Origin of the sequence: Pseudomonas sp. GCM10022186 (genome assembly GCF_042656385.1) — a bacterium.
Classification (GTDB): Bacteria; Pseudomonadota; Gammaproteobacteria; order Pseudomonadales; family Pseudomonadaceae; genus Metapseudomonas.
Genome location: NZ_JBHSOU010000060.1, coordinates 231,575 through 253,904, shown reverse-complemented (window position 1 = coordinate 253,904; position 22,330 = coordinate 231,575). Strand labels below are relative to the sequence as shown.

Sequence of the window (22,330 nt, the reverse complement as noted above, 5' to 3'; positions counted from 1 at the left end):
CCGGTCATAAATTCACCGCTTCCAGGTGAGCTGGTATGATGCGCGCCTTTTTCCAGACTGGCAGAGAAAAGTCCATGGCGCCCGCGCGTGCCGTGCAATTGTGCTTTGCTTTTCGCCAGCTGAATGACAACGACGCAGTGCGTTACGGGGAGCCCACAGATGCTGGAGAAGCTGTTCCAACTCAAGGCGCACGATACCAACGTGCGCACCGAGATCCTGGCCGGTCTGACGACCTTCCTGACGATGGCCTACATCCTCTTCGTCAATCCGGCCATTCTCGGCGAGACCGGCATGGACAAGGGCGCGATCTTCGTCGCCACCTGCCTGGCCGCCGCCATCGGCTCGGCCACCATGGCGCTGATCGCCAACTACCCCATCGCCCTGGCTCCCGGCATGGGTCTGAACGCCTTCTTCACCTACAGCGTAGTGCTGCAGATGGGGCACACCTGGCAGGTGGCGCTCGGCGCGGTGTTCCTCTCCGCCTGCATGTTCTTCCTGCTGTCGATCTTCAAGATCCGCGAGTGGATCATCAACAGCATCCCGCTGGAGCTGCGCTCGGCCATCGCCGCGGGCATCGGCCTGTTCCTCGGCCTTATCGCCCTGCAGAAGGCCGGCATAGTCGCTGCCCATCCGGTGACCATGCTGACCGTCGGTGACCTGACCAAGCCGGAGCCCATCCTCGCGGTGCTCGGCTTCTTCCTGATCGTCGCCCTGGAAGCGCGCAAGGTGACCGGTGCCGTGCTGATCGGCATCCTCGCCGTGACCATTGCCGGCATCGCCCTCGGCGTGTCGCAGTTCGGCGGCATCTTCTCCATGCCGCCGTCGCTGGCGCCCACCTTCCTCCAGCTGGATATCAAGGGGGCGCTGGAAATCGGCCTGGTGAGCGTGATCTTCGCCTTCCTCTTCGTCGACCTGTTCGACAACTCCGGCACCCTGATCGCCGTGGCCAAGAAGGCCGGGCTGATGCGCGCCGACGGCTACATGCCGAAGATGGGCCGCGCCCTGATCGCCGACTCCACCGCCGCCATGGGCGGCTCGCTGCTGGGCACCTCCACCACCACCAGCTACATCGAATCCGCCGCGGGCGTCAGCGCCGGCGGCCGCACCGGCCTCACCGCCCTGGTGGTGGCCGTGCTTTTCCTCCTGGCCCTGTTCCTCTCGCCCCTGGCGGGCAGCGTGCCGGCCTTCGCCACCGCCCCGGCGCTGTTCTTCGTCGCCGTGCTGATGGCCTCGGGCCTGGCCGAGATCGATTGGCATGACCTGACCACCGCCGCGCCGGTGCTGATCACCACCCTGGCCATGCCCTTCACCTATTCCATCGCCGACGGCATCGCCTTCGGCTTCATTGCCTGGGCCGCGATCAAGACCCTGGCCGGCCGCTTCAAGGAGCTCAGCCCGGCGCTGGTGATCCTGGCTGTGCTCTTCGTTATCAAGATGGGTTTCTTCCACTGATGAGTCGTCCCCAGTTCGATCCGGCGGCCTACGCCGCCCAACTCACCGAGAAGACGCAGCGCCTGAAGGCGCTGCTGGCGCCCTTCCATGCGCCGGAGCCCGAAGTCTTCGAGTCCCCCCGCGAGCACTACCGCCTGCGTGCCGAGTTCCGCCTGTGGCGCGAGACCGGCAACGAGAACCGCCACTACGCCATGTTCGAGGCCGGCGACAAGTTCACCCCGGTGCTGATCGAGGACTTTCCCATCGCCAGCCGCCGCATCAACGAGCTGATGCCGCGTCTCAAGGCCGGCTGGCAGGCGAGCCACGTGCTCTCCTTCAAGCTGTTCCAGGTGGAATTCCTCACCACCCTGGCCGGCGATGCGCTGATCACCCTCTGCTACCACCGTCCGCTGGACGAGGCCTGGCAGGCCGAAGCCGAGAAGCTCGCCGCCGAGCTGGGCGTCTCCCTGGTGGGGCGCTCGAAGGGCAAGCGCATCGTCATCGGCCGCGACTACGTCGAAGAGCAACTGACGGTCGCCGGCCGCCTGTTCCGCTATCGCCAGCCGGAGGGCGCCTTCACCCAGCCCAACGGCGAGGTATGCCAGAAGATGCTGGCCTGGGCCTACGACGTACTCGGCGAGCGCCAGGACGACCTGCTGGAGCTCTACTGCGGCAATGGCAACTTCACCCTGCCGCTGGCCACCCGGGTGCGCAAGGTGCTGGCCACCGAGATCAGCAAGACTTCGGTCAACGCCGCCCTGGCCAACCTCGCCGACAACGGCGTGGACAACGTCACCCTGGTGCGCCTGTCCGCCGAGGAACTGACCGAGGCGCTGAACGAGGTCCGCCCCTTCCGCCGCCTGGCCGGCATCGACCTGAAGGGCTACGACTTCGGCAGCGTCTTCGTCGACCCGCCGCGCGCCGGCATGGACCCCGACACCTGCGAGCTGACCCGCCGCTTCGATCGCATCCTCTATATCTCCTGCAATCCGGAGACCCTGGCGGCGAACATCCAGCAGCTGAGCGATAGCCACAAGGTCACGCGCTGCGCCCTGTTCGACCAGTTCCCCTATACCCACCACATGGAGTCGGGTGTGCTGTTGGAGAGGCGCTGACACCCTCTCCCCCGGCCCCCGCCCTGCGCCCCAGCCTGATCGCTTCGCGCTCCGGCGTTCATCGGCACCGGAAGCGCTGCTTCCGAAAGCGTGCCTCTTCACCCCTGAAGAGGAGAGGGGTGACTCTCGGCCCGACTTCGGAGCCAGACGGTGAATGCAGGGCACGGGGCAGGATGCTGCCCTCTACGCGCCATCGAGCTTGCGCAATGCCGCGAAGGCCAGCCCCGCCGAGACCACCTCGAACAGCAGCGCGTAGAGGTTGAAGGTCTGCCCCAGGCTGCCATCCAGCCAGAGGCCGCTGATCCGTCCCAGGGCCTGGGCGACGTAGACCAGCACCAGCAGGTCCAGCGCCGCCCGCGCCAGTTGCAGGCGCAGTTGGGCCAGCAGCAGGAAGGCGGCGAAGCCCAGCTGCAGGCAGCCGTAATAGGCACGCACGTCGGTGACTGCCGAAGGGTCCATCAGCAGCATGCCGCTGAGGCTGGCCATCTGCTCCGGACGGATGAAGTAGGCCAGGCCGGCGACGGTGAGGATGAGAGCCTGCAGGCCCAGCAGGATGCGGGTGAACAGCATCGCCTGATCTCCGGGGGAGTGCAGGAAAAAGCATAGGCCGCCGGGGAACAGTCTGAAACAGACCTGCGCTTGGGACCTGCCGGGCACGGCGCTATGCTGCCCTTCTTTGTCACCGGCCTGCCTGGCCCCATGGAGCTCAGCATGCGTTCCCTCTTCCTCCTCACCACCCTCTTCGCCGGCATCGCCCAGGCCGCCGAGCCCGTCACCATGGATGTCTACCGCGACCCCAACTGCGGCTGCTGCAAGGCCTGGATCAGCCACCTGCGCGACAACGGCATCCAGGTCCGCGACCACGAGGAAACCGACATGGCCTCCGTCAAGATGCGCATCGGCGTACCCTACAACCTCGGCTCGTGCCACACCGGCGTCGTCGACGGCAAGTTCGTCGAAGGCCATGTACCGGCCAGCGATGTGCTGAAACTGCGTGAACGCCCCGACCTGCTGGGCGCCGCCGTGCCCGGCATGCCGGTGGGCTCGCCCGGCATGGAAATGGGCGACCGCGTCGATGCCTACCAGGTGATAGGCGTGGCCCCGGGCGGCAAGCAGAGCGTCCTGAGCGAGTATCCTGCACGCTGAGCGATCCCCCTCCACCGACGGCCGCCTGATGCGGCCGTTCTTTCTTCTGGAGCCTGAAATGGACTATTGGCAAGTCGATGTCTTCGCCGAACGAGTCCTGGCCGGCAACGGCCTGGCCGTCTTTCCCGATTGCCGCGGCCTCTCCCCGGCCGCCATGCAGGAACTGACCCGCGAGCTGCGGCAGTTCGAATCGATATTCCTGGCACCGCTGGATGCCCCCAATGCCTTCTCCGCACGGGTGTTCACCGTGGAGGAGGAGTTGCCCTTCGCCGGCCACCCGATCCTCGGCGCCGCCGCCCTGCTGCATCACCTGCACGGCGGCGGGGCCCATGCCGACTGGCTGCTGCAGCTTTCGGAGAAGCAGGTGCGCATCGCCACCCGCCATCAGGGCAAGGGCTTCTACGCGGAGATGGACCAGGGCCGCGCCGAGTTCGGCCAGGTCCTGGACGACACCAGCGCCGATGCCTTCGCCGCCGCCTTCGGCAGCGAGCGCGACCGCCGCTTCCCCACCCAGGTGGTCAGCACCGGTCTGCCCTACCTGCTGCTGCCGGTGACCACCGCCGGCCTCGTCGCGGCGAAACAGCGGGAATTGCTGGATGACGCGCTGGCCGGCATAGGCGCCGCCTTCGTCTTCCTCATCGATGTCGACGCCCGTGAGGGCCGCACCTGGGACCCGCTGGGGGTGGTGGAGGACATCGCCACCGGCAGCGCCGCCGGGCCGGTGGCCGCCTGGATGGTCGAGCAGGGGCTGGAGTTCCATGGGCAGCCCTTCGCCCTGTCCCAGGGGCGCTTCCTCGGCCGGCCGAGCCGGCTGGACGTCTGCGTGAGCGACGACGACCGGGTGAAGGTCGGCGGCAAGGTCCAGCTGCTGGCCCAGGCCCGCCTGCTGCCGACCCCGGCGGAGCTGGGCTGACGACCGGGCTGGCGGCCCCCGCCGGCAGCGTCAACACTGAACACTCGCATTGGATTGGAGAACGATCATGCGCTGGCAACGAGCGCGTCGCAGCGACAATGTCGAAGATGCCGGAGGCATGGGCGGTGGCGGCATGCGCCTGGGTGGCGGCAAGGGCCTGGGCCTGGGCGGCATCGCGATAGTGGTGGTGGTGGCGCTGCTGATGGGCGAAGACCCGCTGCAGATCCTCGGCCAGATCACCCAGCAGAACGCTTCGGTCAATCCGCAGCAACAGTCGGCCATGCCCACCGGCGCGCCGGAGGAACGTGAGTTCGTTCGCGCCATACTCGGCGATACCGAAGACACCTGGCGCGCCATCTTCCAGGCCGCCGGCCGCCAGTACCAGGACCCGACCCTGGTGCTGTTCAATGGCGGCGTGCAATCGGCCTGCGGCTTCGCCTCCTCCGCCGTCGGCCCCTTCTACTGTCCCGGCGACCGCAAGGTGTACCTGGACCTGGATTTCTTCGAGGAAATGGCCCAGCGCTACGAGGCCGCCGGCGATTTCGCCCAGGCCTATGTGATCGCCCATGAAGTGGGCCACCACGTGCAGACCTTGCTGGGGGTATCCGCCAAGGTCAACGCCGCCCGCCAGCGGGGCGAGCGGGTGGAAGGCGACAACGGCCTGCTGGTGCGCCAGGAACTCCAGGCCGATTGCCTCGCCGGGGTCTGGGCCTACCACGCGCAGAAGCGCATGGAATGGCTGGAACCCGGCGACCTGGAAGAAGCCCTCAATGCCGCCAACGCCATCGGCGACGACCGCCTGCAACGCCAGGCCCGCGGCCAGGTGGTGCCGGATTCCTTCACCCATGGCACCTCGGCGCAGCGGGTGCGCTGGTTCAAGGTGGGGTACGAGCGTGGGGAAGTGGGGAGGTGCGATACGTTTTCGACGGCGCGGCTCTAGTCAAGCTCGTTTTTCCCTCTCCCCCCACCCTCTCCCGCAAGCGGGAGAGGGGGCCTGGATCGGCATCCAGCTCAACATTTTCCCTATGGCACGGACTGCTCCCTCTCCCACTTGTGGGAGAGGGTCAATCAGGTTCAGCCACGGCACGGCGTATAACCTCCAGCACTGATTCGGTTTCGCCCAACACCTCGTGGTTCCAGAAACGCAACACTTGAAAGCCCTGTTCGGCAAGCCAACGGTCGCGTTCGGCATCGCGCTCTGCCTGCTCCTGATGCTGTCCTCCATCCAGCTCTATGACCAACCTGCGCTCCAGGCAAATGAAGTCGACTATGTAGCGCCCCATAGGCTTCTGTCGCTTGAACTTGAGACCGAGGAATCGGTGACCACGCAAGTAGTACCAAAGATGACGCTCGGCTTCGGTCATGTTGCTGCGCAGAGCTTTCGCGTAGTTTCTGAGTTCCATTGAGCCTCCTTGCTCGTAATGCCCCTCTCCCCCCGCCCTCTCCCGCAAGCGGGAGAGGGGGCCATTCGTGCCTACCCCGCCCTCACCCCCTCACCATCCCCAGCAACTCCCCACAATCGCGCGCATGCCAGTCCGCCAGTCCTGGCCAGGGGTTTTCCGGCAGGTTCACCAGCACGGTGCCCGCTCCCGCCGCGCGGCCGCAGTCGAGGTCGAAACGGTAGTCGCCGACCATCACCAATTGCCGTGGAGCGACCTGCCAGCGCTCGGCCAGGTGCAGCAGGCCGCCGGGGTGGGGCTTGGGCGGCGCTTCGCCGCGGCCGAGTATGTCGTCGGTGGCGAAACAGTCACCCAGGCCGATGGCCTCGAGGGTCAGCAGCGCCAGTTCGTGGGCATTGCGGGTGAGGATGCCGAGCTGGCAGCCACGTTCGTGGAGTTCGCGCACCAGTTCGATGGCGCCGGACGCGGGGCAGGCGTTCAGGGCCAGTTCCCGTTCGTGTTCCAGCAGCCAGGCGTGCTTGGCGGCGGCCTCATCCTCGGGCAGGGCGGCCAGGTGGTGGAGGATGTCGTCCTCCGGGGGGATGTCCAGGGCCACGCGGATCGCGGCGAAGTCGTGCACGGCGAGGGTCAGGGTGCCGTCCATGTCGAACACCCAGTGGCGGTACTGCGCCAGTCCGGTAGTAGTAGTCGTCACTTCCACTCCTCGCGCTGGCGGATCAGCCCTTCCTGGGCCACCGATGCCACCAGTTGGCCGGCGCGATTGAAAATGCTGCCACGGGAGAAGCCACGGGCGTTGCCGGCCCAGGGGCTGTCCATGGAGTACAGCAGCCAGTCGTCGGCGCGCAGATCGCGATGGAACCACAGGGCGTGGTCGAGGCTGGCCACCTGCATGAACTTCTGCCACACCGACACGCCGTGGGGGAGCATGGAGGTGGTCAGCAGGCCGAAGTCGGAGGCGTAGGCCAGCAGGTACTTGTGCAGGGCGCGGACGTCGGGAAGGGTGCCATCGGCGCGGAACCAGAGGTGCTTGATCGGCTCGCCGGGCGCGGGGTCGTAGGGGTTGTCGGCGGTGACCGGGCGAATCTCGATGGGCTTGGCGCAAAGGAACTTGTCGCGCACCCGCTCGGACAACAGATGGGCGTTCTGCCGGGCGATCTCCAGTTCACTGGGCAGGTTCTCCGGACCTGGCACCTCGGGCATCGCCAGTTGGTGCGAGAAGCCCTCCTCGTCCTGCTGGAAGGATGCGCTGCAGGTGAAGATCTGCTGGCCCTTCTGCACCGCGGTGACCCGACGCGTGCTGAAGCTGCCGCCGTCGCGCACCCGCTCCACCGAATAGACCACCGGCAGGGTGGCGTCGCCCGGACGCAGGAAGTAGCCGTGGAGCGAGTGCACGTGGCGCTCGGGCTCCACCGTCTGGCTGGCGGCCGAGAGGGACTGGCCCAGCACCTGGCCGCCGAACAGCTGCCGGAATCCCAGGTCCTGGCTGACGCCACGGAACAGGTTCTCTTCGATGGATTCGAGGCTCAGCAGCGCAACCAGCTCGTCGAGCACCTGGGTCATGGGGATCTCCTCTGCAAGGCTGCCGCTCCGGTCATGGCCGGGGCGGTCTTCGTAGTTCGGGGTAGGCCGGCAGCGTCGTCAGGCGCTCGTCCCACTGGGCGCGGCCGATGGTGAAATGGTAAAGGCTTTGCCAGCGGCTGTCGGCAATCTCCAGCAATTCATGTACCGAATCGTCGAAATAACAGCCGATGCCGGTACCGGAGAGCCCGGCCGCCTCGGCTTCGAGGTAGAGCAGCTGGCCGATCTGCCCGCATTCCCAGTACAGCCGTGGATAATGCCAGGCGCCCTGTTCCAGGGCAGCATCGAAGCGCGCGAGCATGGCCAGGGCGACGCAGCCATCGGCGGCGATGTCCTGGCCGCACGAGAGAAAGCCCGCCAGGCCGCGGGCGTCGCCTTCCAGCAGGCGGTACAGCGGCAGCTCGTCGTCGGCGCGTTGCCAAAGGAAATCCCCGCGCAGGCCCTGGGCCAACTCGGCTTCCGGCGCGGCGCCGCGCGCCAGCCAATAGAGGCCTGGCTCCATGCCCTGGACGCGGTGGACGAACAGCAGCAGGTCCACCTGCGCAGCGCCCAGACCGGCGAAGGGCACCGGCGAATGTTGCGGCAGCAGGCGCCGCAGCCAGGCCAGCAGCAGCTCGGCCTGGATGCCGCTGCGGCCATCCAGGGACTGGGCGCTGCGCCGCCGGTGCAGCAGCGGGCGCAAGGGCAGGCCGGGGTTATCCACAGTGGCGGCGGCCTCCGGCGCGCGCCAGTCCGCTGGCGGCAGGCGCGGCGCGCGGCACAGGCCATGGACGCGCTCCAGCTCCGGCCAGTGGCGTTGCTCGCGGGACAGGCGATTGGGCGTGCCCTGGAGCTCCAGCGCGGCAAGGCCGTGGAGCAGTGGCTGCCTGACGGCAAACTCCCGATCCTGGGCAGGGCCAATCCACAGCAACGCGTCGGCGTACTCCCGCTCTATGAAGTCGGGGCGGTCCAGGCCCAGAAGGCCATCCAGCAGCTCTTCGGCCACCCCGTTCATGACGCGCACCTGCCACCCCAGGGCGCTGGCGGCGATGGCCAGGGCGGCCAGCGCGTGGCCCAGGTCGTGGTGGCAATAGCGATAGGCACGTTCGCCGTACTTCCACGCCTCGCGCCAGGGAATGCTGGCCAGGCCGAGCAGCAAGCCCCCCGCCGGCAGGTCCGCCGCCAACAGCGCGGCCAGGGGCGCCGGCAACTCGGCGCGGACTTCCAGGCCGTGCAGGTCCGGCGCGTAGTGGGCTAGCAGGCCGGCCTCCTCCACCGCGCCGGGCGGCAGCAGCAGATAGGCCTCGGTGGGGTGCAGGTTGCCCGAGGACGGATTGACCCGCAGCGCCCAGCGGCTGCCGCCGGCCTCCTTCCAGGCGGAGATGGCCAGGCTGTCGTAGAGCAGCTGGGACAGGCTTTCGCGATTCAGAGGTGCGGGCGCGCCGATGGGCCCGGCGAACACCGCGTCGTAGGGCGGGGTTTCCTCCAGGGGACGCTGCCAGAGTTCCAGCAATCGCGCCCCGGCGTAGCGGCGAAAGGGCGCCGGCTGGGTCGCCCAGTCCAGCTGGCCGGGCCCCGGGGCGAAACGGTCCGGGCGATGCTTGCTGAGTTCGTGGTAGGCACGCACGGCATTGGTCATCGCAGCGCCTCCCATTCGGCACGGCCCAGGCAAGCGGGGAAGTGGCGCATCACCTCCGGGTCGGCGTTCAGCGCGGCGAAGGCCGGCAGGTCCTCGTCGCGCCAGGCACGCAGGCGCAGACGCGGGGTGTGGAGTTCGATCGGTGGCACGGGTCGGTCTCTTGAGCACGGCGCGAGGGCCCCATCATACTGCCGGCGAACCACGCCGAGTGCCCATCGATGTTCCTGCCGCTGGTCTACCACGACGACTACAGCCCGCCCTTTCCGGCGGAGCCCGTAGCCGGATGAAATCCGGGAATCGCCGGCACCTTCGCCCCCGGATTGCATCCGGGCTATACACAGTGGGGGCGATTTCAATCGCTGAGCAGGCCTGCCTTGTCGAGTTCGTCGGGGGCGGCTTCGCCACCCCTGGCGAATGAATTCGCCCCCACAAATGGCTCGCCCCGGGCACCGAGCCCTGAAGTAAAATGCGCCCCCTCCCCCATTTCAGCACCCTTGCCCCCATGAAAGACTCCACCCCCTTCGTCGCCATCATCGGCGGCGGCCCTGCCGGCCTGATGGCCGCCGAAGCCCTGGCCGTGGGCGGCGCCCGGGTGGAGCTGTTCGATGCGATGCCCTCGGTGGGCCGCAAGTTCCTCCTGGCCGGTGTCGGCGGGATGAACATCACCCACTCCGAGCCCAGGGCGCCCTTCGTCGGCCGCTATGGCAAGCGCCGCGATGAAGTCGCCGCCCTGCTGCAGGACTTCGGCGCCGAGGAACTGCGCGAGTGGATCCATGGCCTCGGCATCGAAACCTTCGTCGGCAGCTCGGGAAGGGTCTTCCCCACCGACATGAAGGCCGCGCCCTTGCTGCGCGCCTGGCTCAAGCGCCTGCGCGAGCAGGGGGTGGTGATCCATACCCGCAGCCGCTGGCTCGGCTGGAACACCGATGGCGCCCTGCGCATCGCCATGCCGGACGGCGAATCAGCCGTCCAGGCCGATGCCTGTGTGCTGGCCCTGGGCGGCGGTAGCTGGGCGCGGCTGGGTTCCGACGGCGCCTGGGTGCCGCTGCTGGAGGCGCGCGGTATTTCCGTCACGCCGCTGCAACCGAGCAATTGCGGCTTCGAGGTGGAAGGCTGGAGCCCGCTGCTCCAGGAGAAGTTCGCCGGCGCGCCGATCAAGCCGGTGGCCATCGGCCTGGATGACGAAGCACCGCGCCAGGGCGAGTTCGTGCTCACCGCGACGGGCGTGGAAGGCAGCCTGATCTACGCGCTTTCCGCAGCCATCCGTGAGCGGATCGATGCCAGCGGCAGCGCTACCCTCTACCTGGACCTGCTGCCCAACCAGAGCGTGGACAAGATCGCCAAGGCCCTGGCCCGCCCACGCGGCTCGCGCTCCATGGCCAAGCATCTGCACAGCCAGTTGGGCATCGACGGCGCCCGCGCAGGGCTGCTGCGGGAGCTGTCGAACAAGGAGGACTTCCTCGATGCCGCGCGCCTGGCCAACGCCATCAAGCATTTGCCACTGAGGCTGGTGCGGGCACGGCCGCTGGACGAAGCCATCAGTTCGGCCGGCGGCGTGCCCTTCGAGGCAATGGACCAAGGGCTGATGCTCAAGGATCTGCCGGGGGTCTTCTGCGCCGGCGAGATGCTCGACTGGGAGGCCCCCACCGGCGGCTACCTGCTCACCGCCTGCTTCGCCAGCGGCCGCGTCGCCGCACAGGGTGTGCTGCGCTGGCTATCGGAGTCGCACGCCCTGCAATAGCGTCCAGCGCCCGTACTCTGGCGCATCGGACAGAACGTCCGATCGGTCGCGGGACACAGCTGATCGGAAGCTGGTCGCGCGGTACAGGCTGGCATGCTGCCAGCGTCTATGCTTGCCCAGAGCCCAGCTTCTCCGTGCGGTGCCCCCAAGGTGATCCCCCTCCTCGTCTGCGACGACTCGATGATGGCGCGCAAGCAACTGATCCGCGCGCTGCCGCTGGACTGGCCGGTGCACATCACCCAGGCCAGCCACGGCGAAGAAGCCCTGGCGGCCATCCGCCACGGACACGGCCAGGTGGTTCTGCTGGATCTGACCATGCCGATCATGGACGGCTACCAGGTGCTCAGCCGCCTCCGGGCCGAAGGCCTGAGCGCCAAGGTGCTGGTGGTTTCCGGGGACATCCAGGAAGAGGCCCAGCGCCGCGTCCACGAGCTGGGCGCACTGGCCTTCATCCGCAAGCCGGCCGACCCCGACGAGCTGCGGGAGACCCTGATCAGGCTCGGGCTGCTGCGCCCGGCACCCTCCACCAGCCCGGTCACCGGCATCCCCGGCCGCGCCGACCCGGACCTGCGGGTGAACTTCCGCGACGCCCTGCGCGAGGTGAGCAATGTCGCCATGGGGCGCGCCGCCGCCCTGCTGGCGCGGGTGCTCGGCGTGTTCGTGCGGTTGCCGGTCCCCAACGTCAACCTCTTCGATGTCAGCGAGCTGCACATGGCCCTGGCCGATGCCCAGCGCGGCCAGCGGCTCTCCGCGGTGTGCCAGGGTTTCATCGGCGAATCCATCGCCGGCGAGGCGCTGTTGCTGTTCCATGACGCCGAGAGCACCGAAATCGCCCGCCTGCTCGGCTGGCAGCCCCAGGACGACAGCGCGCGAGCCGAGATGCTGCTGGACCTGGCGAGCATCCTGATCGGCGCCTGCCTGGCCGGCATCGCCGAACAGATCGATGTGCGCTTCTCCCAGGGCCACCCTCAACTGCTCGGCCAGCACAGCTCCATCGATCGCCTGTTCCAGCTCAACAACCGGCGCTGGCGCAAGACCCTGGCGGTGGAGATCAGCTACGCCGTCGAAGACCACGACCTGCACTTCGACCTGCTGCTGCTCTTCACCGAAACCTCCATCGCGCGCCTGACCCAGAAGATCCACTACCTGATGGACTGACCCATGCCGGCTCCAATCGATTTCAAGGAACTCCACTGGCTGCTCGATATCGTCCAGTGCCTGGACGTCGGCGTGGTGGTGGTCGACCGCCAGTACCGCATCGAGGTCTGGAACGGCTTCATGGAGAACCACTCGGGCCTGGGCCCCGACCGAGTGCGCGGCAAGAACCTCTTCGAGCTGTTCCCGGAGATCGACCGCCACTGGCTCAGGCGCAAGGTGGACAGCGTGCTGCAACTGGGCACCCGCGGTTTCAGCCTGTGGGAACAGCGGCCCTACCTGATCCGCTTCGAGAACTACCGGCCGATCACCGGCGAAGAGGACTTCATGTACCAGAACCTCACCCTCATCCCCCTGGCCGCGTCCGGCGGGCAGGCGGAGCGGGTGTGCCTGGTGATCTACGACATGACCGAGGTGGCGCGGTTGAAGCGGCGCCTGGCGGAGGCGGGTGGAGCGAACTCCTTGTAGGGGCGAATTCATTCGCCAAGGGCTGCGCAGCGGCCCCTTTGAATTCCGCAAGGCAGCCCTTCGGCCTGCATGGCGAATGAATTCGCCCCTACAGGTACCACCCCCAGGGCTCCTGGCTGCGGTACTCGGTCACCTGCTTGACCTCCAGGTAGTTGTCCAGGCCCCAGCGGCCCAGCTCGCGGCCGATGCCGCTCTGTTTCATCCCGCCCCAGGGCGCCTGGGTGAAGGTGGGTTGCGAGCAGTTGACCCAGACAATGCCGGCGCGCAGGCCGTTGGCCACCCGCGCGGCGCGCTCGAGGTCGGCGCTCATCACCGCGGCGGCCAGGCCGAAGCGGCTGTCGTTGGCCATGCGCAGGGCGTCGGCTTCAGTCCTGAAGCGCTTCACGCAGAGCACCGGGCCGAAGATTTCCTCGCGCCAGAGGCGGGCGCTGTCCGCCGGCTCGTCGAATACCGCCGGCTCGACGAAGTAGCCGTGGGACAGGTGCGCCGGACGCTTGCCGCCGGTGAGCAGGTTGGCCTCCTGGCGGCCCTGCTCGATCATGCCCATGACCTTCTGGTACTGCCCGGCGCTCACCAGCGGGCCCAGCAGCACGCCGCGCTCCAGGCCGGGGCCGATGCTGATGCGCCGGGTCTCTTCCACCAGGCGCTCGACCAGCCGCGGGGCTATGCCCTCCTGCACCAGCAGGCGCGAGGTGGCGCTGCACACCTGGCCCTGGTTCCAGAAGATGCCGAACATGATCCACTCCACCGCTGCCTCGATATCCGCATCGTCGAAGACGATGAAGGCCGACTTGCCACCCAGCTCCAGGCTGATGTTCTTGATGTCGGCGGCCGCCGCCGACATGATCTTCGCCCCCGTCGGCACGCTGCCGGTAAAGGCCAGCTTGTCCACCCCCGGGTGCTGGCTCAGGGGTGCGCCGGCCTCGCTGCCAAGGCCCGTGACCACGTTCAGCACACCGGAGGGCAGGCCGATGCGCTCGGCGGCGCCGGCCAGCTCCAGGGCGGTCAGGGGCGTCAGCTCCGAGGGCTTGAGCACGCAGGTGGCCCCCGCCGCCAACGCGGGCGCCACCTTCCAGGCGGCCATCAGCAGCGGGTAGTTCCAGGGGATGATCTGCCCCGCCACTCCCACCGGCTCGTAGCGTACGCGGCAGGAAAAACGCGCATCCGGCAGCGCCAGGGGCTGGTCCTGGCGGCCGTCCAGCTCACGCGCCAGCTCGGCGTAGTAGCGGAAGCAGCCGATGGCGTCACTGATGTCCCACTGCGCCTCCGGCAGCGGCTTGCCGTTGTCGCGCACCTCCAGCACCGCCAGGGCGTCCTGGCGGCCTTCCAGTTCAGCGGCCAGGGCTTCCAGCCAGGCGGCGCGCTCGGCCCCGCTGCTCTGCCCCCAGCCACGGTTGAAGGCCTGGCGGGCGGCGTGCACGGCGTGGTCGACGTCCTCTTCGGTGGCCGCCGGCACCCGCTGGATCAGGTCGCCATTGCTGGGGTCCAGCACTTCGAAATAGCCGCCCAGGTCGGGGCGGACCCATTGCCCGTTGATGTACAGCTGGTCACGCATGGCATTTCTCCATGGGCGCTCAGGCGCCGCTGCGGCGGTTCTGCAGATGGCGGGAGGTGAACAGCAGCGCCAGGGAGACGCAGATGATCACCGTGGAGATGGCATTGATTTCCGGGGTGATGCCCCGGCGGATCGACGAGAAGATGTAGATCGGCAGGGTGGTTTCCGAGCCGGCGACGAAGAAGGCGATGATGAAATCGTCGAAGCTGAAGGTGAACGCCAGCAGGAACCCGGCGAGGATCGCCGGGGCGATCTGCGGCAGGGTCACCCGGCGGAAGGTTTCCAGCGGCGGCGCGTAGAGGTCGGCGGAAGCCTCCAGCAGGGCCTGGTCCAAAGCCTCGACGCGGGTGCGGACAATCACCATCACCAGCGCCATGGTGAACAGCGAGTGCGCCGCGATCACCGTGAACAACCCCATGCGCAGGCGCGGCAGGCCGGCGCCCAGCAGCAGGTCGAGCAGCGGATTGACCGCTTCGAACAGGCTGATGAAGGCGATCAGGGTGGCGATGCCGATGACGATGCCGGGGATGATGATCGCGCAGTAGGTCATGGCGTCGAAGAACAGCCGCACACGCTTGCCCGCCCGCTGCAGGCCGAACACCGCCAGGGTGCCGAACAGGGTGGCGATCACCGCCGAGCTGAAGGCGATCAGCGCGCTGGTACCCAGGGCCTCCATGATGAAGGGATTGCCGAAGGCACGGCCGAACCACTGGGTCGAGCAGCATTCGAAGGACAGCCCGCTGCGCCCGGCGTTGAAGGAGAACAGCACGATCAGCGCGATGGGCGCATAGAGGAACAGGTAGAGCGAGGTGGAATAGCTGCGCAGCCACATCAGAGCATCCCCTCCGTGCCGCGCTTGCCGTAGCGCGCCACCAGCTTCAGGTAGAGGGCGATGATGGCCAGCATCATCGCCACCAGGGTCATGGCCACCGCGCTGCCGAAGGGCCAGTTGCGCGACTGCAGGAACAGGTCGACCAGGGCGTTGCCGACGAAGAACACCTTGCCGCCACCGAGGATGGCCGGGATCAGGAACTCGCCCATGAGCAGGATGAACACCAGCATGGCGCCGGTGATGACGCCGGGGGCCGAGAGCGGCAGGGTCACCCGGCGGAAGGTCTCGAAGGCGCTGGCGCCGAGGTCGGAGGAAGCCTCCAGCAGGCGCTTGTCGAGCTTCTCCAGGCTGACGTAGATGGGGAACACCATCAGCGGCAGGTAGCCGTAGACGATGCCGATCAGCACCGCGGTGGGCGTGTTGATCAGCCGCACGTCATCGAGCCCGACCATGGCCAGCAGCGCCGGGATGCCCTTGCCGCCGAGGATGAAGATCCAGGCGTAGGTGCGGATCAGGAAGCTGGTCCAGAACGGCACTATCACCAGGGTCAGCAGCAGGGAGCGGCTGCGCTGCACCTTCACCGCCAGGAAGTAGGCCAGCGGGTAGGCCGCCAGCAGGCACACCAGGGTGCCGAGCGGCGCCAGCAGCAGGGTGTTGTAGAAGGCCTTGGCCCGCGAGCCCAGGTTCAGGTAGTTCTCCAGGGTCAGCGCGGCGCTGTAGCCCCCCACCGGGCTGCGCTCGCCGAGGCTGAAGACCAGGATGATCACCAGCGGCAGCAGGAGCAGCAGCAGGAACCACAGGGTGGACGGCAACAGCAGGAGCAGCGTGACGCGCCGGCCGAGGCTGCGGCTTTCGGCGGGCGCGGCCTGGGCCGCATCGGCCGGCGCGGAGGCGCTGAGGGCGATGTTCATGGGTGATTCCTTTAATCGCACGGAGCCGCTCTCCCCCTCTCCCTTCAGGGAGAGGGCCGGGGAGAGGGCTTGCGCGCTCCCCGGCCCCACCTCTGCGGAAGGGGGCGCTCGATCAGGCCGCCTTGAAGCGCGCCATCAGCTCAGCCCGCGCCGGGCTGGTGAGCGTGGCCGCCGCGCCGAACTCCAGGGCGCTGAGCAGGTCCGCCGCCGGATACATGATCGGGTCTTCGAGCATGGACTTGGGCAGCAGGGCATCCACCCGCTTGTCGCCGCTGGGATAGCCGTGGGCCTCCACCTCGCGCTTGTTCACCTTGGGGTCGAGCAGGAAATTGATCAACGCATAGGCCGCATCCGGCCGCTCGGCGCTCTTCGGAATGGCGAAGAAGTCGCTCCAGATCTCGCCGCCCTCGCGGCCCAGCACGTACTGCATCTGCGGCAGGTCGCGGTGCAGCTGCGAGGCGTCGCCGGTCCAGCACATGGCCATCCAGGCATCGCCGTTGCGCATCGACGGCTGGTAGTCGGAGTTGATGGCGAAGAGGTGCGGCTTGACCTCCAGCAGCAGTTTCTCGGCATCGGCCAGTTCCTTCGGGTCGATGGAGTTGAAGCTGTAGCCGAAGGATTTCAGCGCGTTGCCGATCACCGTCAGCTGGTAGTCATGGACCATCACCCGGCCGGTGGCATCGCCCTTGGCCAGGGCCCAGAACTCCTTCCAGGTGGTGGGCTGGGCCTTGATCTTCTGGCTGTCGTAGACGAAGCCGGTGGTGCCCCAGTCCTTGGGCACGGCATAGGTCTTGCCGTTGATCACGCCCTGTTCCATGAAGCGTTTTTCATAGGAGGCCGGGTCGAAGTTGGGGATGCGCGACAGGTCCAGCGGCTCGATCAGGCCCAGTTCGGCATAGGTGCTGATGGTGTAGTTGGTGGGCACGAAGACATCCCAGCCACTGCCGCCGGCCTGGAGCTTGGCGAGCATCTCCTCGTTGGAGCCGAACACGTTCATCTGCACCTGGGCGCCGGTCTGCTCGGCGAAGGCGGCGAAATTCTCGGCATTGTGGTAGTTCGGCCAGGTGGCCAGCACCACGCGGTCGCCGATGGAGCCCTTCTCGGCGGCGAAAGCCCGGTTGCCGGTGAGCAGGCCCGGCATATTGGCAGCCATCACCGCCATGGCCAGGCCGAGGCCGGTACGGCCAAGGAACTCGCGACGGCTGATGGAGCCGTTCTGCCAACTGCGCAGTTGCTTGATGAAGTCTTTCCGATCCATTGCGTGTTACCCCGCCTGTGGAGTGTTGGTGATTTCCGTTCCGTACTGCTTCTCTACAACGTCATCGCAAGGCCGCTGGCCTGGTCCCAGCCGATGCGCACCGGCGAGCCATGTTCGAACGCCGAGCGTTCGTGCTGGCCATGGCGCGGCACCCGCACGCAGACAATGCCGAAGGGCTCGGTGCGCACCCGGTACTCGGTGAGGTTGCCCAGGTAGATGCGGTCCACCACCTCGCCGGGGAGGCTGATCTCGCGGGGCAGCGTCTCGCTGCCTGCACCGATGGCGATCAGCTCCGGGCGCACCGCGATGCAGCCCGGCTCGGCGGCCTTCAGCGCCGGCCCGGTGGGTGTCTGCGGGCTGGCCAGTTGCAGGCCGTGGGTGGTTTCCAGCAGGACGCGGCCATCCTCGATGCGCCGCACCGTGCCGTCGAACAGGTTGGACTCGCCGATGAAGTCGGCCACGTAGCGGCTCGCCGGGGTTTCGTAGAGCTGCTCGGGGCTGGCGCTCTGGAGGATCTGGCCATCCTGCATGACGCTGATGCTGTCGCTCATGGACAACGCCTCTTCCTGGTCATGGGTGACCAGCACGAAGGTGATGCCCACCTCGCGCTGCAGGCGCAGCAGTTCGGACTGCATTTCCTTGCGCAGCTTGCGGTCCAGGGCTGCCAGGGGCTCGTCCAGCAGCAGCACCGTGGGCTTGTTGACCAGGGCGCGGGCCAGGGCCACCCGTTGCTGTTGGCCGCCGGAGAGTTCATGGGGCTTGCGCTGGCCGAAGCCGGACAGCCGCACCATCTCCAGCGCCCCGTCGGCCAGGCGGCGCTGCGCAGCGCGGTCCGGGCGCGATGGGTGGTAGCGCAGGCCGTAGGCAATGTTCTCCGCCACCGTCAGGTGCGGGAACAGTGCATAACTCTGGAACACCATGTTCACCGGCCGCTGGTGCGCCGGCACCCCGGCCACCGGGCGTCCGGCCAGGAGCACCTCGCCGGCGCTGGGCTGCTCGAAGCCGGCGATCATCCGCAGGGTGGTGGTCTTGCCGCAGCCGGAACTGCCGAGGAAGGAATGGAAGGAACCGCGCCGCACCCTGAAGTTCAGGCCGTTGACCGCCGTGACCGCGCCATAGCGCTTGACCACATGGCGGAACTCGATATCGAAGAACTCGCTCGCATCGTCCACGGCCGGCCCCTTTTGGCAGCTGCTCCAGGCATGTGGCAACAGGCTAGCGATGGCGGTTTTCGGCTGTATATATCCCTCCGGGGATAGGCGCGCCCTCCACAGAAACTGTGGAATCCATTGTGGATAAGTTATGGATGATGGGCTGCGGGCTATGCGCGGCGGGGGTTTGGGGTGGGTGGTTGGATTTTGAGCACCAGCTCACCCGCGTGACGCATTCCCTTGTAGGGGCGAATTCATTCGCCAAGCAGACCGCAGGTCTGCCCTGCAAGGCCAGGGGACAGCTGCGCTGTCCTTGGCGAATGAATTCGCCCCTACAGAAATGCAACGAATCGCCCGCACCACTGCCCACAAATTCTGTGCAGATCACTGTGGATAAGTCGTGGGCACCTGCGCAGAACGCCGATGGTGCCTGGCTTGGTCAAGACTGCGCGGTTATTGATCAGCACCCTGTTAATCGCCAAAGGCGATAAAGCTAGACCGCTGTGCGCAGGGGCTCCGGCTCGTCCCGCTGGCCGCCCAGCTCCCGCACGAACAGGCCCAGCAGCTCCGACTGGCTGCCGATGCCGAGCTTGGCGTAGATGTTCTTGCGGTGGATCTTCACCGTCCCCGGGCTGATGGCCAGGTGTTCGGCCACCGAGGCGCTGGAATGGCCGCGCAGGAGCATCTGCACCACTTCCTGCTCGCGGGCCGTCAGCACGTGGGCGCCGAACTGGTCGAAGGCTTCGCGAATCTTGTAGTCCAGGTCCTGGGCCGGACGCGGGGCATGGGCGCGTGCCAGCTCCCAGGCTTCATTGACCACCTGGACCACCACCGGCTGGGCACAGTCCAGCAACTGCATCTCGTCGCGGCTGTAGGCCGGGCTGCAGGTACTGCGCATCAACGAGAGCACCGCCTTGGCGCCGTCGACCAGGTCGACGAAGAAGGCGATCTCCTCGGTCAGGCCGGTCTGCTGGTAGTAGGTGACGTAGTACTCGCCCAGATAGAAGTGGTCCGGGGCGAACTGACGCAGGCGCCAGAGACCCGGTGCCTGGTTACGGGTGCAGGCGAGGTAGAAGGGGTCGAGCAGGTAGGGGCCGACCTGGTAGTCCTCGACGTAGACATGGCGCTTGTCCGGCGGAAAAGTATCGAACAGTGCCAGGGGCCGGTGGTTCCCCTCGTAGACGAAGAGCACGAAGTGGTCGACATGGCAGATCTGCTGCAACCACTGGCTGAGGCCGAGCAGACGGGTCCGACCTGCCGGCAGGGCGAGCAGGTGGGCGACACCGGTGGTCCAGTGCTTGAGTTCCTTGTGGCGCATGTAGGAATTGCCTGAGGTTGGGCCGCGCTTCAATCACTATAGGCGTTCAGCAATTCGCACAAAAATGCAGGAAGTGCGCCAATATCCGGAATGCCCGACCGGCCGCTCTGGCACGGGGGTGCCTGCGCCCCGCCCTGCCCCATCCGGGCAGCCGCTGCCCTGGAAAGCGTCACCCAATGCCACAGGTAGGAGCCAGCTTGCTGGCGAACGGGGTGGCGCAAATTCGCGAGCAAGCTCGCTCCCACAGTCAGCAACCGAGCCCTGAAACGCTCTCAGCCCTTCTTCGCCTTCCCAAACCCCGGCGCCTTGCGCACCGACTTCACCTTGGGCTTCTCGCTGTCGATCCAGCGCCCCAGGGCCGCGCCCTTGCCAGCGCCAGCCTGGGGTTCCTTGGGCTTCTTGGGTTTCTTCGGCTTCTTGATCACCTGCCCAGTGGCGTCGGTCATGGGGACGCGGTGATCGGGGATGAAGTCCGGCTCCTCGCGGCGCTGGATGGTCTGGCGGATCAGCATCTCGATGGCGGCAAGCAGTTGCACCTCGTCGGCGCAGACCAAGGATACCGCCTCGCCGCTGGCGCCGGCGCGGCCGGTACGGCCGATGCGGTGCACGTAGTCCTCGGCGACTATGGGCAGGTCGAAGTTGACCACCAGCGGCAGGTCGTCGATATCCAGGCCACGGGCCGCCACATCGGTGGCGACCAGGATCTGCACCTCGCCCGCCTTGAAGCGTTGCAGGGCACGCAGCCGCGACGGCTGCGGCTTGTCGCCGTGGATGGAGTCGGCGCTGACGCCACGGGCCTGCAACTCATCCACCAACTGGTCGACGCCCTTGCGGGTCTTGACGAACACCAGCACTTGCTCCCAGCCGCGGTCTTCCAGCAGATGCAGGAATAGCTCGCCCTTGCGCTTCTTGTCCACCGGAATCAACCACTGGCGCACGCTCTTGGCCGCCGCGTTGCGCGGGCTGACTTCGATGGACAGCGGATCGCGCAAGAGCTCGCGGGCCATCTGGCGGATGGCGTCGGAGAAGGTGGCGGAGAACAGCAGGGTCTGCCGGCGCCTGGGCAGCGCGGCGAAGAGTTCGTCCAGCTCGCGGGCGAAGCCCAGGTCGAGCATGCGGTCGGCCTCGTCCAGCACCAGTACCTGGAGCTGGTTGAACTTCACCGCGTTCTGCCGATAGAGGTCGAGCAGGCGGCCGGGGGTGGCGACCAGTATGTCGATGCCCTTGCGCAGCCGCATCATCTGCGGATTGATGCTGACGCCGCCGTAGACCGCGTAGTTGCGCAGCGGCAGGTGCTGGCCGTAGACGCGGAAGCTCTCGTTGACCTGCTCGGCCAGTTCGCGGGTGGGCACCAGCACCAGCGCGCGCACCGAATTGCTGGCCACCTGCGGGCCTTCCTGGGTCAGCTTCTGCAGCAGCGGCAGGGCGAAACCGGCGGTCTTGCCGGTGCCGGTCTGGGCCGCGGCCATCAGGTCGCGGCCCTTGAGCACGGCGGGAATCGCCTCGGCCTGCACCGGCGACGGGGTCTGGTAGCCGAGCGCCTCGGTGGCGCGCAGCAGGGGTTCGATCAGGCCGAGGGAAGCGAAGGTCATGGGGGCAGCCATAGTGTGCGGAAAAGCCGCGATTCTATCAGGCCGCCCGCCCCCGCCGTGATCAGCTGGTCTGCTCTTGCAGAGCTTCTGCCTTGGGCATCTTCTCTTCCTTGCGCTCGCGCCATTGCGGCAGGCCGATCAGCACCACGGCGCCGATGATCACCAGCATGGCCAGGCCTTCCTCGATGCCGATGCTTTCCCCGGCGAAGCCGATGCCCAGCAGCACCGCCACCACCGGATTGACGTAGGCGTAGCTGGTGGCCGCGGCCGGGCGCACGTTCTTCAGCAGGTAGAGATAGGAACTGAAGGCGATGATCGAGCCAAACACGATCAGGTAAGCCAGCGCGCCCCAGCCCGCCGGGGTGGGCGCCGCCACCATGCGCTCGCCGCTGAGCAGGCTGCCGGCCAGCAGGGCGAAACCACCGGCGAGCATTTCCACCGCGCTGGCCATGGGGCCGGCGGGCAGCTTGAGGTTCTTGCTCCACATGGAGCCGAACGACCAGGCCGCCGCGGCGAAGATGATCAGCGCCGCGCCCAGGGGACTGGCCTGGAGGTTGGAGCCGAGGTTGAGCAGGCCGATGCCCGCCAGCCCGAGGAGGATGCCGGCCCATTCCAGGCGGGTGGTGCGCTGGCCCCAGATCAGCCCGAACAGCAGGGCGAACAGCGGCACCGTGGCCACCGCCAGCGCCGCGACACCGGAGGCCACACCCAGGTCCTCGGCCAGGGTCACGCCGCCGTTGCCGCAGCTGAGCAGCAGGAAACCGATGGCGGCGGCGGACTTCCACTCCGGCCAGCTCGGGTTGGGCACGCCGCGCCAGCGGAGGAAGCCGTACATCAGCGCGCCGGCCACCACGAAGCGGATGCCGGCCATCAGCAGCGGAGGCCAGGATTCGACACCGATACGGATGGCGAGGTAGGTGGAACCCCAGATCAGGTAGAGCGCGATGAAGGCCCCGATGAGCAGGAGCGGTAAGCGACGGGCAGGCATGATCGGAACTCGACACAGGCAGGAATGAGGTGTCTATTCTAAGTAAGGCGATAAGCGCTAAATAAGGACGAAAACCTTATTCATGCTGCCTTTAACCTTGGAAAGAATTGTTTTCACCGGCTTCTGCCGTTGATTCGACAGAAGCCGATTTCGGAGGCCC

At 67.3% G+C, this 22,330-nt stretch carries 21 protein-coding genes and 1 pseudogene; 8 read left to right on the top strand and 14 right to left on the bottom strand.

Going from position 1 to position 22,330, the window contains the following annotated elements:
* The first annotated feature begins 159 nt into the window (after positions 1-159).
* Together ACFPU0_RS20205 and trmA are read left to right on the top strand one after the other, a co-directional pair.
* The gene (locus ACFPU0_RS20205) at positions 160-1,452 is read left to right on the top strand and encodes an NCS2 family permease (RefSeq protein WP_377695058.1); all 1,293 of its coding nucleotides are present in this window, start codon (positions 160-162) and stop codon (positions 1,450-1,452) included.
* Positions 1,452-2,546 (top strand): tRNA (uridine(54)-C5)-methyltransferase TrmA, encoded by a 1,095-nt coding sequence (gene trmA / locus ACFPU0_RS20200; protein ID WP_377695057.1) that lies wholly within the window; start codon positions 1,452-1,454, stop codon positions 2,544-2,546. The genes ACFPU0_RS20205 and trmA overlap by 1 nt, the downstream gene beginning before the upstream one ends.
* A gap of 183 nt (positions 2,547-2,729) precedes the next feature.
* On the opposite strand, the gene ACFPU0_RS20195 is transcribed toward trmA, so the two are convergent.
* Positions 2,730-3,116 (bottom strand): DUF4345 domain-containing protein, encoded by a 387-nt coding sequence (locus ACFPU0_RS20195; RefSeq protein ID WP_377695056.1) that lies wholly within the window; start codon positions 3,114-3,116, stop codon positions 2,730-2,732.
* Between the two features lie 141 nt (positions 3,117-3,257).
* Here ACFPU0_RS20195 and ACFPU0_RS20190 point away from each other — a divergent pair, with 141 nt between their 5' ends.
* From ACFPU0_RS20190 to ACFPU0_RS20180, 3 genes are all read left to right on the top strand, one after another.
* Positions 3,258-3,692 (top strand): DUF411 domain-containing protein, encoded by a 435-nt coding sequence (locus tag ACFPU0_RS20190; RefSeq protein ID WP_377695055.1) that lies wholly within the window; start codon positions 3,258-3,260, stop codon positions 3,690-3,692.
* A gap of 58 nt (positions 3,693-3,750) precedes the next feature.
* A complete protein-coding gene (locus ACFPU0_RS20185) occupies positions 3,751-4,605 on the top strand; it encodes a PhzF family phenazine biosynthesis protein (protein ID WP_377695054.1) in 855 nt (284 codons plus the stop codon).
* A 67-nt stretch (positions 4,606-4,672) separates the two neighbouring features.
* Positions 4,673-5,545, top strand: coding sequence for a neutral zinc metallopeptidase (locus tag ACFPU0_RS20180; RefSeq protein WP_377695052.1), 873 nt, complete (start codon positions 4,673-4,675; stop codon positions 5,543-5,545).
* Positions 5,546-5,669: 124 nt separating this feature from the next.
* On the opposite strand, the gene ACFPU0_RS20175 is transcribed toward ACFPU0_RS20180, so the two are convergent.
* The 5 genes and pseudogenes from ACFPU0_RS20175 to ACFPU0_RS20155 form a co-directional block, all read right to left on the bottom strand.
* A complete protein-coding gene (locus ACFPU0_RS20175; RefSeq protein ID WP_377695051.1) occupies positions 5,670-6,008 on the bottom strand; it encodes an endonuclease domain-containing protein in 339 nt (112 codons plus the stop codon).
* Positions 6,009-6,090: 82 nt separating this feature from the next.
* Positions 6,091-6,648, bottom strand: a complete 558-nt coding sequence (locus ACFPU0_RS20170) for an HAD family hydrolase (RefSeq protein ID WP_377695165.1) — start codon at positions 6,646-6,648, stop codon at positions 6,091-6,093.
* 47 nt (positions 6,649-6,695) lie between these two features.
* A complete protein-coding gene (gene tesB / locus ACFPU0_RS20165; protein WP_377695050.1) occupies positions 6,696-7,565 on the bottom strand; it encodes an acyl-CoA thioesterase II in 870 nt (289 codons plus the stop codon).
* 31 nt (positions 7,566-7,596) lie between these two features.
* Complete coding sequence (locus tag ACFPU0_RS20160) at positions 7,597-9,201, bottom strand: nitroreductase family protein (RefSeq protein ID WP_377695049.1); 1,605 nt, start codon at positions 9,199-9,201, stop codon at positions 7,597-7,599.
* A 2-nt stretch (positions 9,202-9,203) separates the two neighbouring features.
* Positions 9,204-9,350: pseudogene (locus ACFPU0_RS20155) on the bottom strand (GNAT family N-acetyltransferase); the annotation flags it as partial.
* Between the two features lie 353 nt (positions 9,351-9,703).
* On the opposite strand from ACFPU0_RS20155, the gene ACFPU0_RS20150 reads away from it, so the two are divergent.
* The 3 genes from ACFPU0_RS20150 to ACFPU0_RS20140 all read left to right on the top strand — a co-directional run bounded on the left by ACFPU0_RS20150 (position 9,704) and on the right by ACFPU0_RS20140 (position 12,565).
* Positions 9,704-10,942 carry a TIGR03862 family flavoprotein gene (locus ACFPU0_RS20150; protein WP_377695048.1) on the top strand — a complete coding sequence of 413 codons (1,239 nt, stop codon included), beginning with the start codon at positions 9,704-9,706 and terminating at the stop codon, positions 10,940-10,942.
* Between the two features lie 183 nt (positions 10,943-11,125).
* On the top strand, positions 11,126-12,100 hold the full coding sequence (locus tag ACFPU0_RS20145) for a response regulator (protein ID WP_377695164.1): 975 nt from the start codon (positions 11,126-11,128) through the stop codon (positions 12,098-12,100).
* 3 nt (positions 12,101-12,103) lie between these two features.
* On the top strand, positions 12,104-12,565 hold the full coding sequence (locus ACFPU0_RS20140) for a PAS domain-containing protein (RefSeq protein ID WP_377695047.1): 462 nt from the start codon (positions 12,104-12,106) through the stop codon (positions 12,563-12,565).
* Between the two features lie 88 nt (positions 12,566-12,653).
* Here ACFPU0_RS20140 and ACFPU0_RS20135 read toward each other — a convergent pair whose 3' ends face one another.
* From ACFPU0_RS20135 to yedA, 8 genes are all read right to left on the bottom strand, one after another.
* The gene (locus ACFPU0_RS20135) at positions 12,654-14,120 is read right to left on the bottom strand and encodes an aldehyde dehydrogenase family protein (protein ID WP_377695046.1); all 1,467 of its coding nucleotides are present in this window, start codon (positions 14,118-14,120) and stop codon (positions 12,654-12,656) included.
* 19 nt (positions 14,121-14,139) lie between these two features.
* Entirely contained in the window at positions 14,140-14,952 is an 813-nt protein-coding gene (locus ACFPU0_RS20130; RefSeq protein ID WP_377695045.1) for an ABC transporter permease, read from the bottom strand.
* Positions 14,952-15,863 (bottom strand): ABC transporter permease, encoded by a 912-nt coding sequence (locus ACFPU0_RS20125; RefSeq protein WP_377695044.1) that lies wholly within the window; start codon positions 15,861-15,863, stop codon positions 14,952-14,954. The genes ACFPU0_RS20130 and ACFPU0_RS20125 overlap by 1 nt, the downstream gene beginning before the upstream one ends.
* A gap of 112 nt (positions 15,864-15,975) precedes the next feature.
* Positions 15,976-17,121: an ABC transporter substrate-binding protein gene (locus ACFPU0_RS20120; RefSeq protein ID WP_377695043.1), complete on the bottom strand. Its 1,146-nt coding sequence runs from the start codon at positions 17,119-17,121 to the stop codon at positions 15,976-15,978.
* Between the two features lie 53 nt (positions 17,122-17,174).
* Positions 17,175-18,293 carry an ABC transporter ATP-binding protein gene (locus tag ACFPU0_RS20115; RefSeq protein ID WP_377695042.1) on the bottom strand — a complete coding sequence of 373 codons (1,119 nt, stop codon included), beginning with the start codon at positions 18,291-18,293 and terminating at the stop codon, positions 17,175-17,177.
* A gap of 472 nt (positions 18,294-18,765) precedes the next feature.
* Positions 18,766-19,590 carry a response regulator transcription factor gene (locus ACFPU0_RS20110; RefSeq protein ID WP_377695041.1) on the bottom strand — a complete coding sequence of 275 codons (825 nt, stop codon included), beginning with the start codon at positions 19,588-19,590 and terminating at the stop codon, positions 18,766-18,768.
* Positions 19,591-19,862: 272 nt separating this feature from the next.
* Positions 19,863-21,182: a DEAD/DEAH box helicase gene (locus tag ACFPU0_RS20105; protein ID WP_377695040.1), complete on the bottom strand. Its 1,320-nt coding sequence runs from the start codon at positions 21,180-21,182 to the stop codon at positions 19,863-19,865.
* 61 nt (positions 21,183-21,243) lie between these two features.
* Complete coding sequence (yedA, locus tag ACFPU0_RS20100) at positions 21,244-22,170, bottom strand: drug/metabolite exporter YedA (RefSeq protein WP_377695039.1); 927 nt, start codon at positions 22,168-22,170, stop codon at positions 21,244-21,246.
* Between the last annotated feature and the right edge of the window lie 160 nt (positions 22,171-22,330).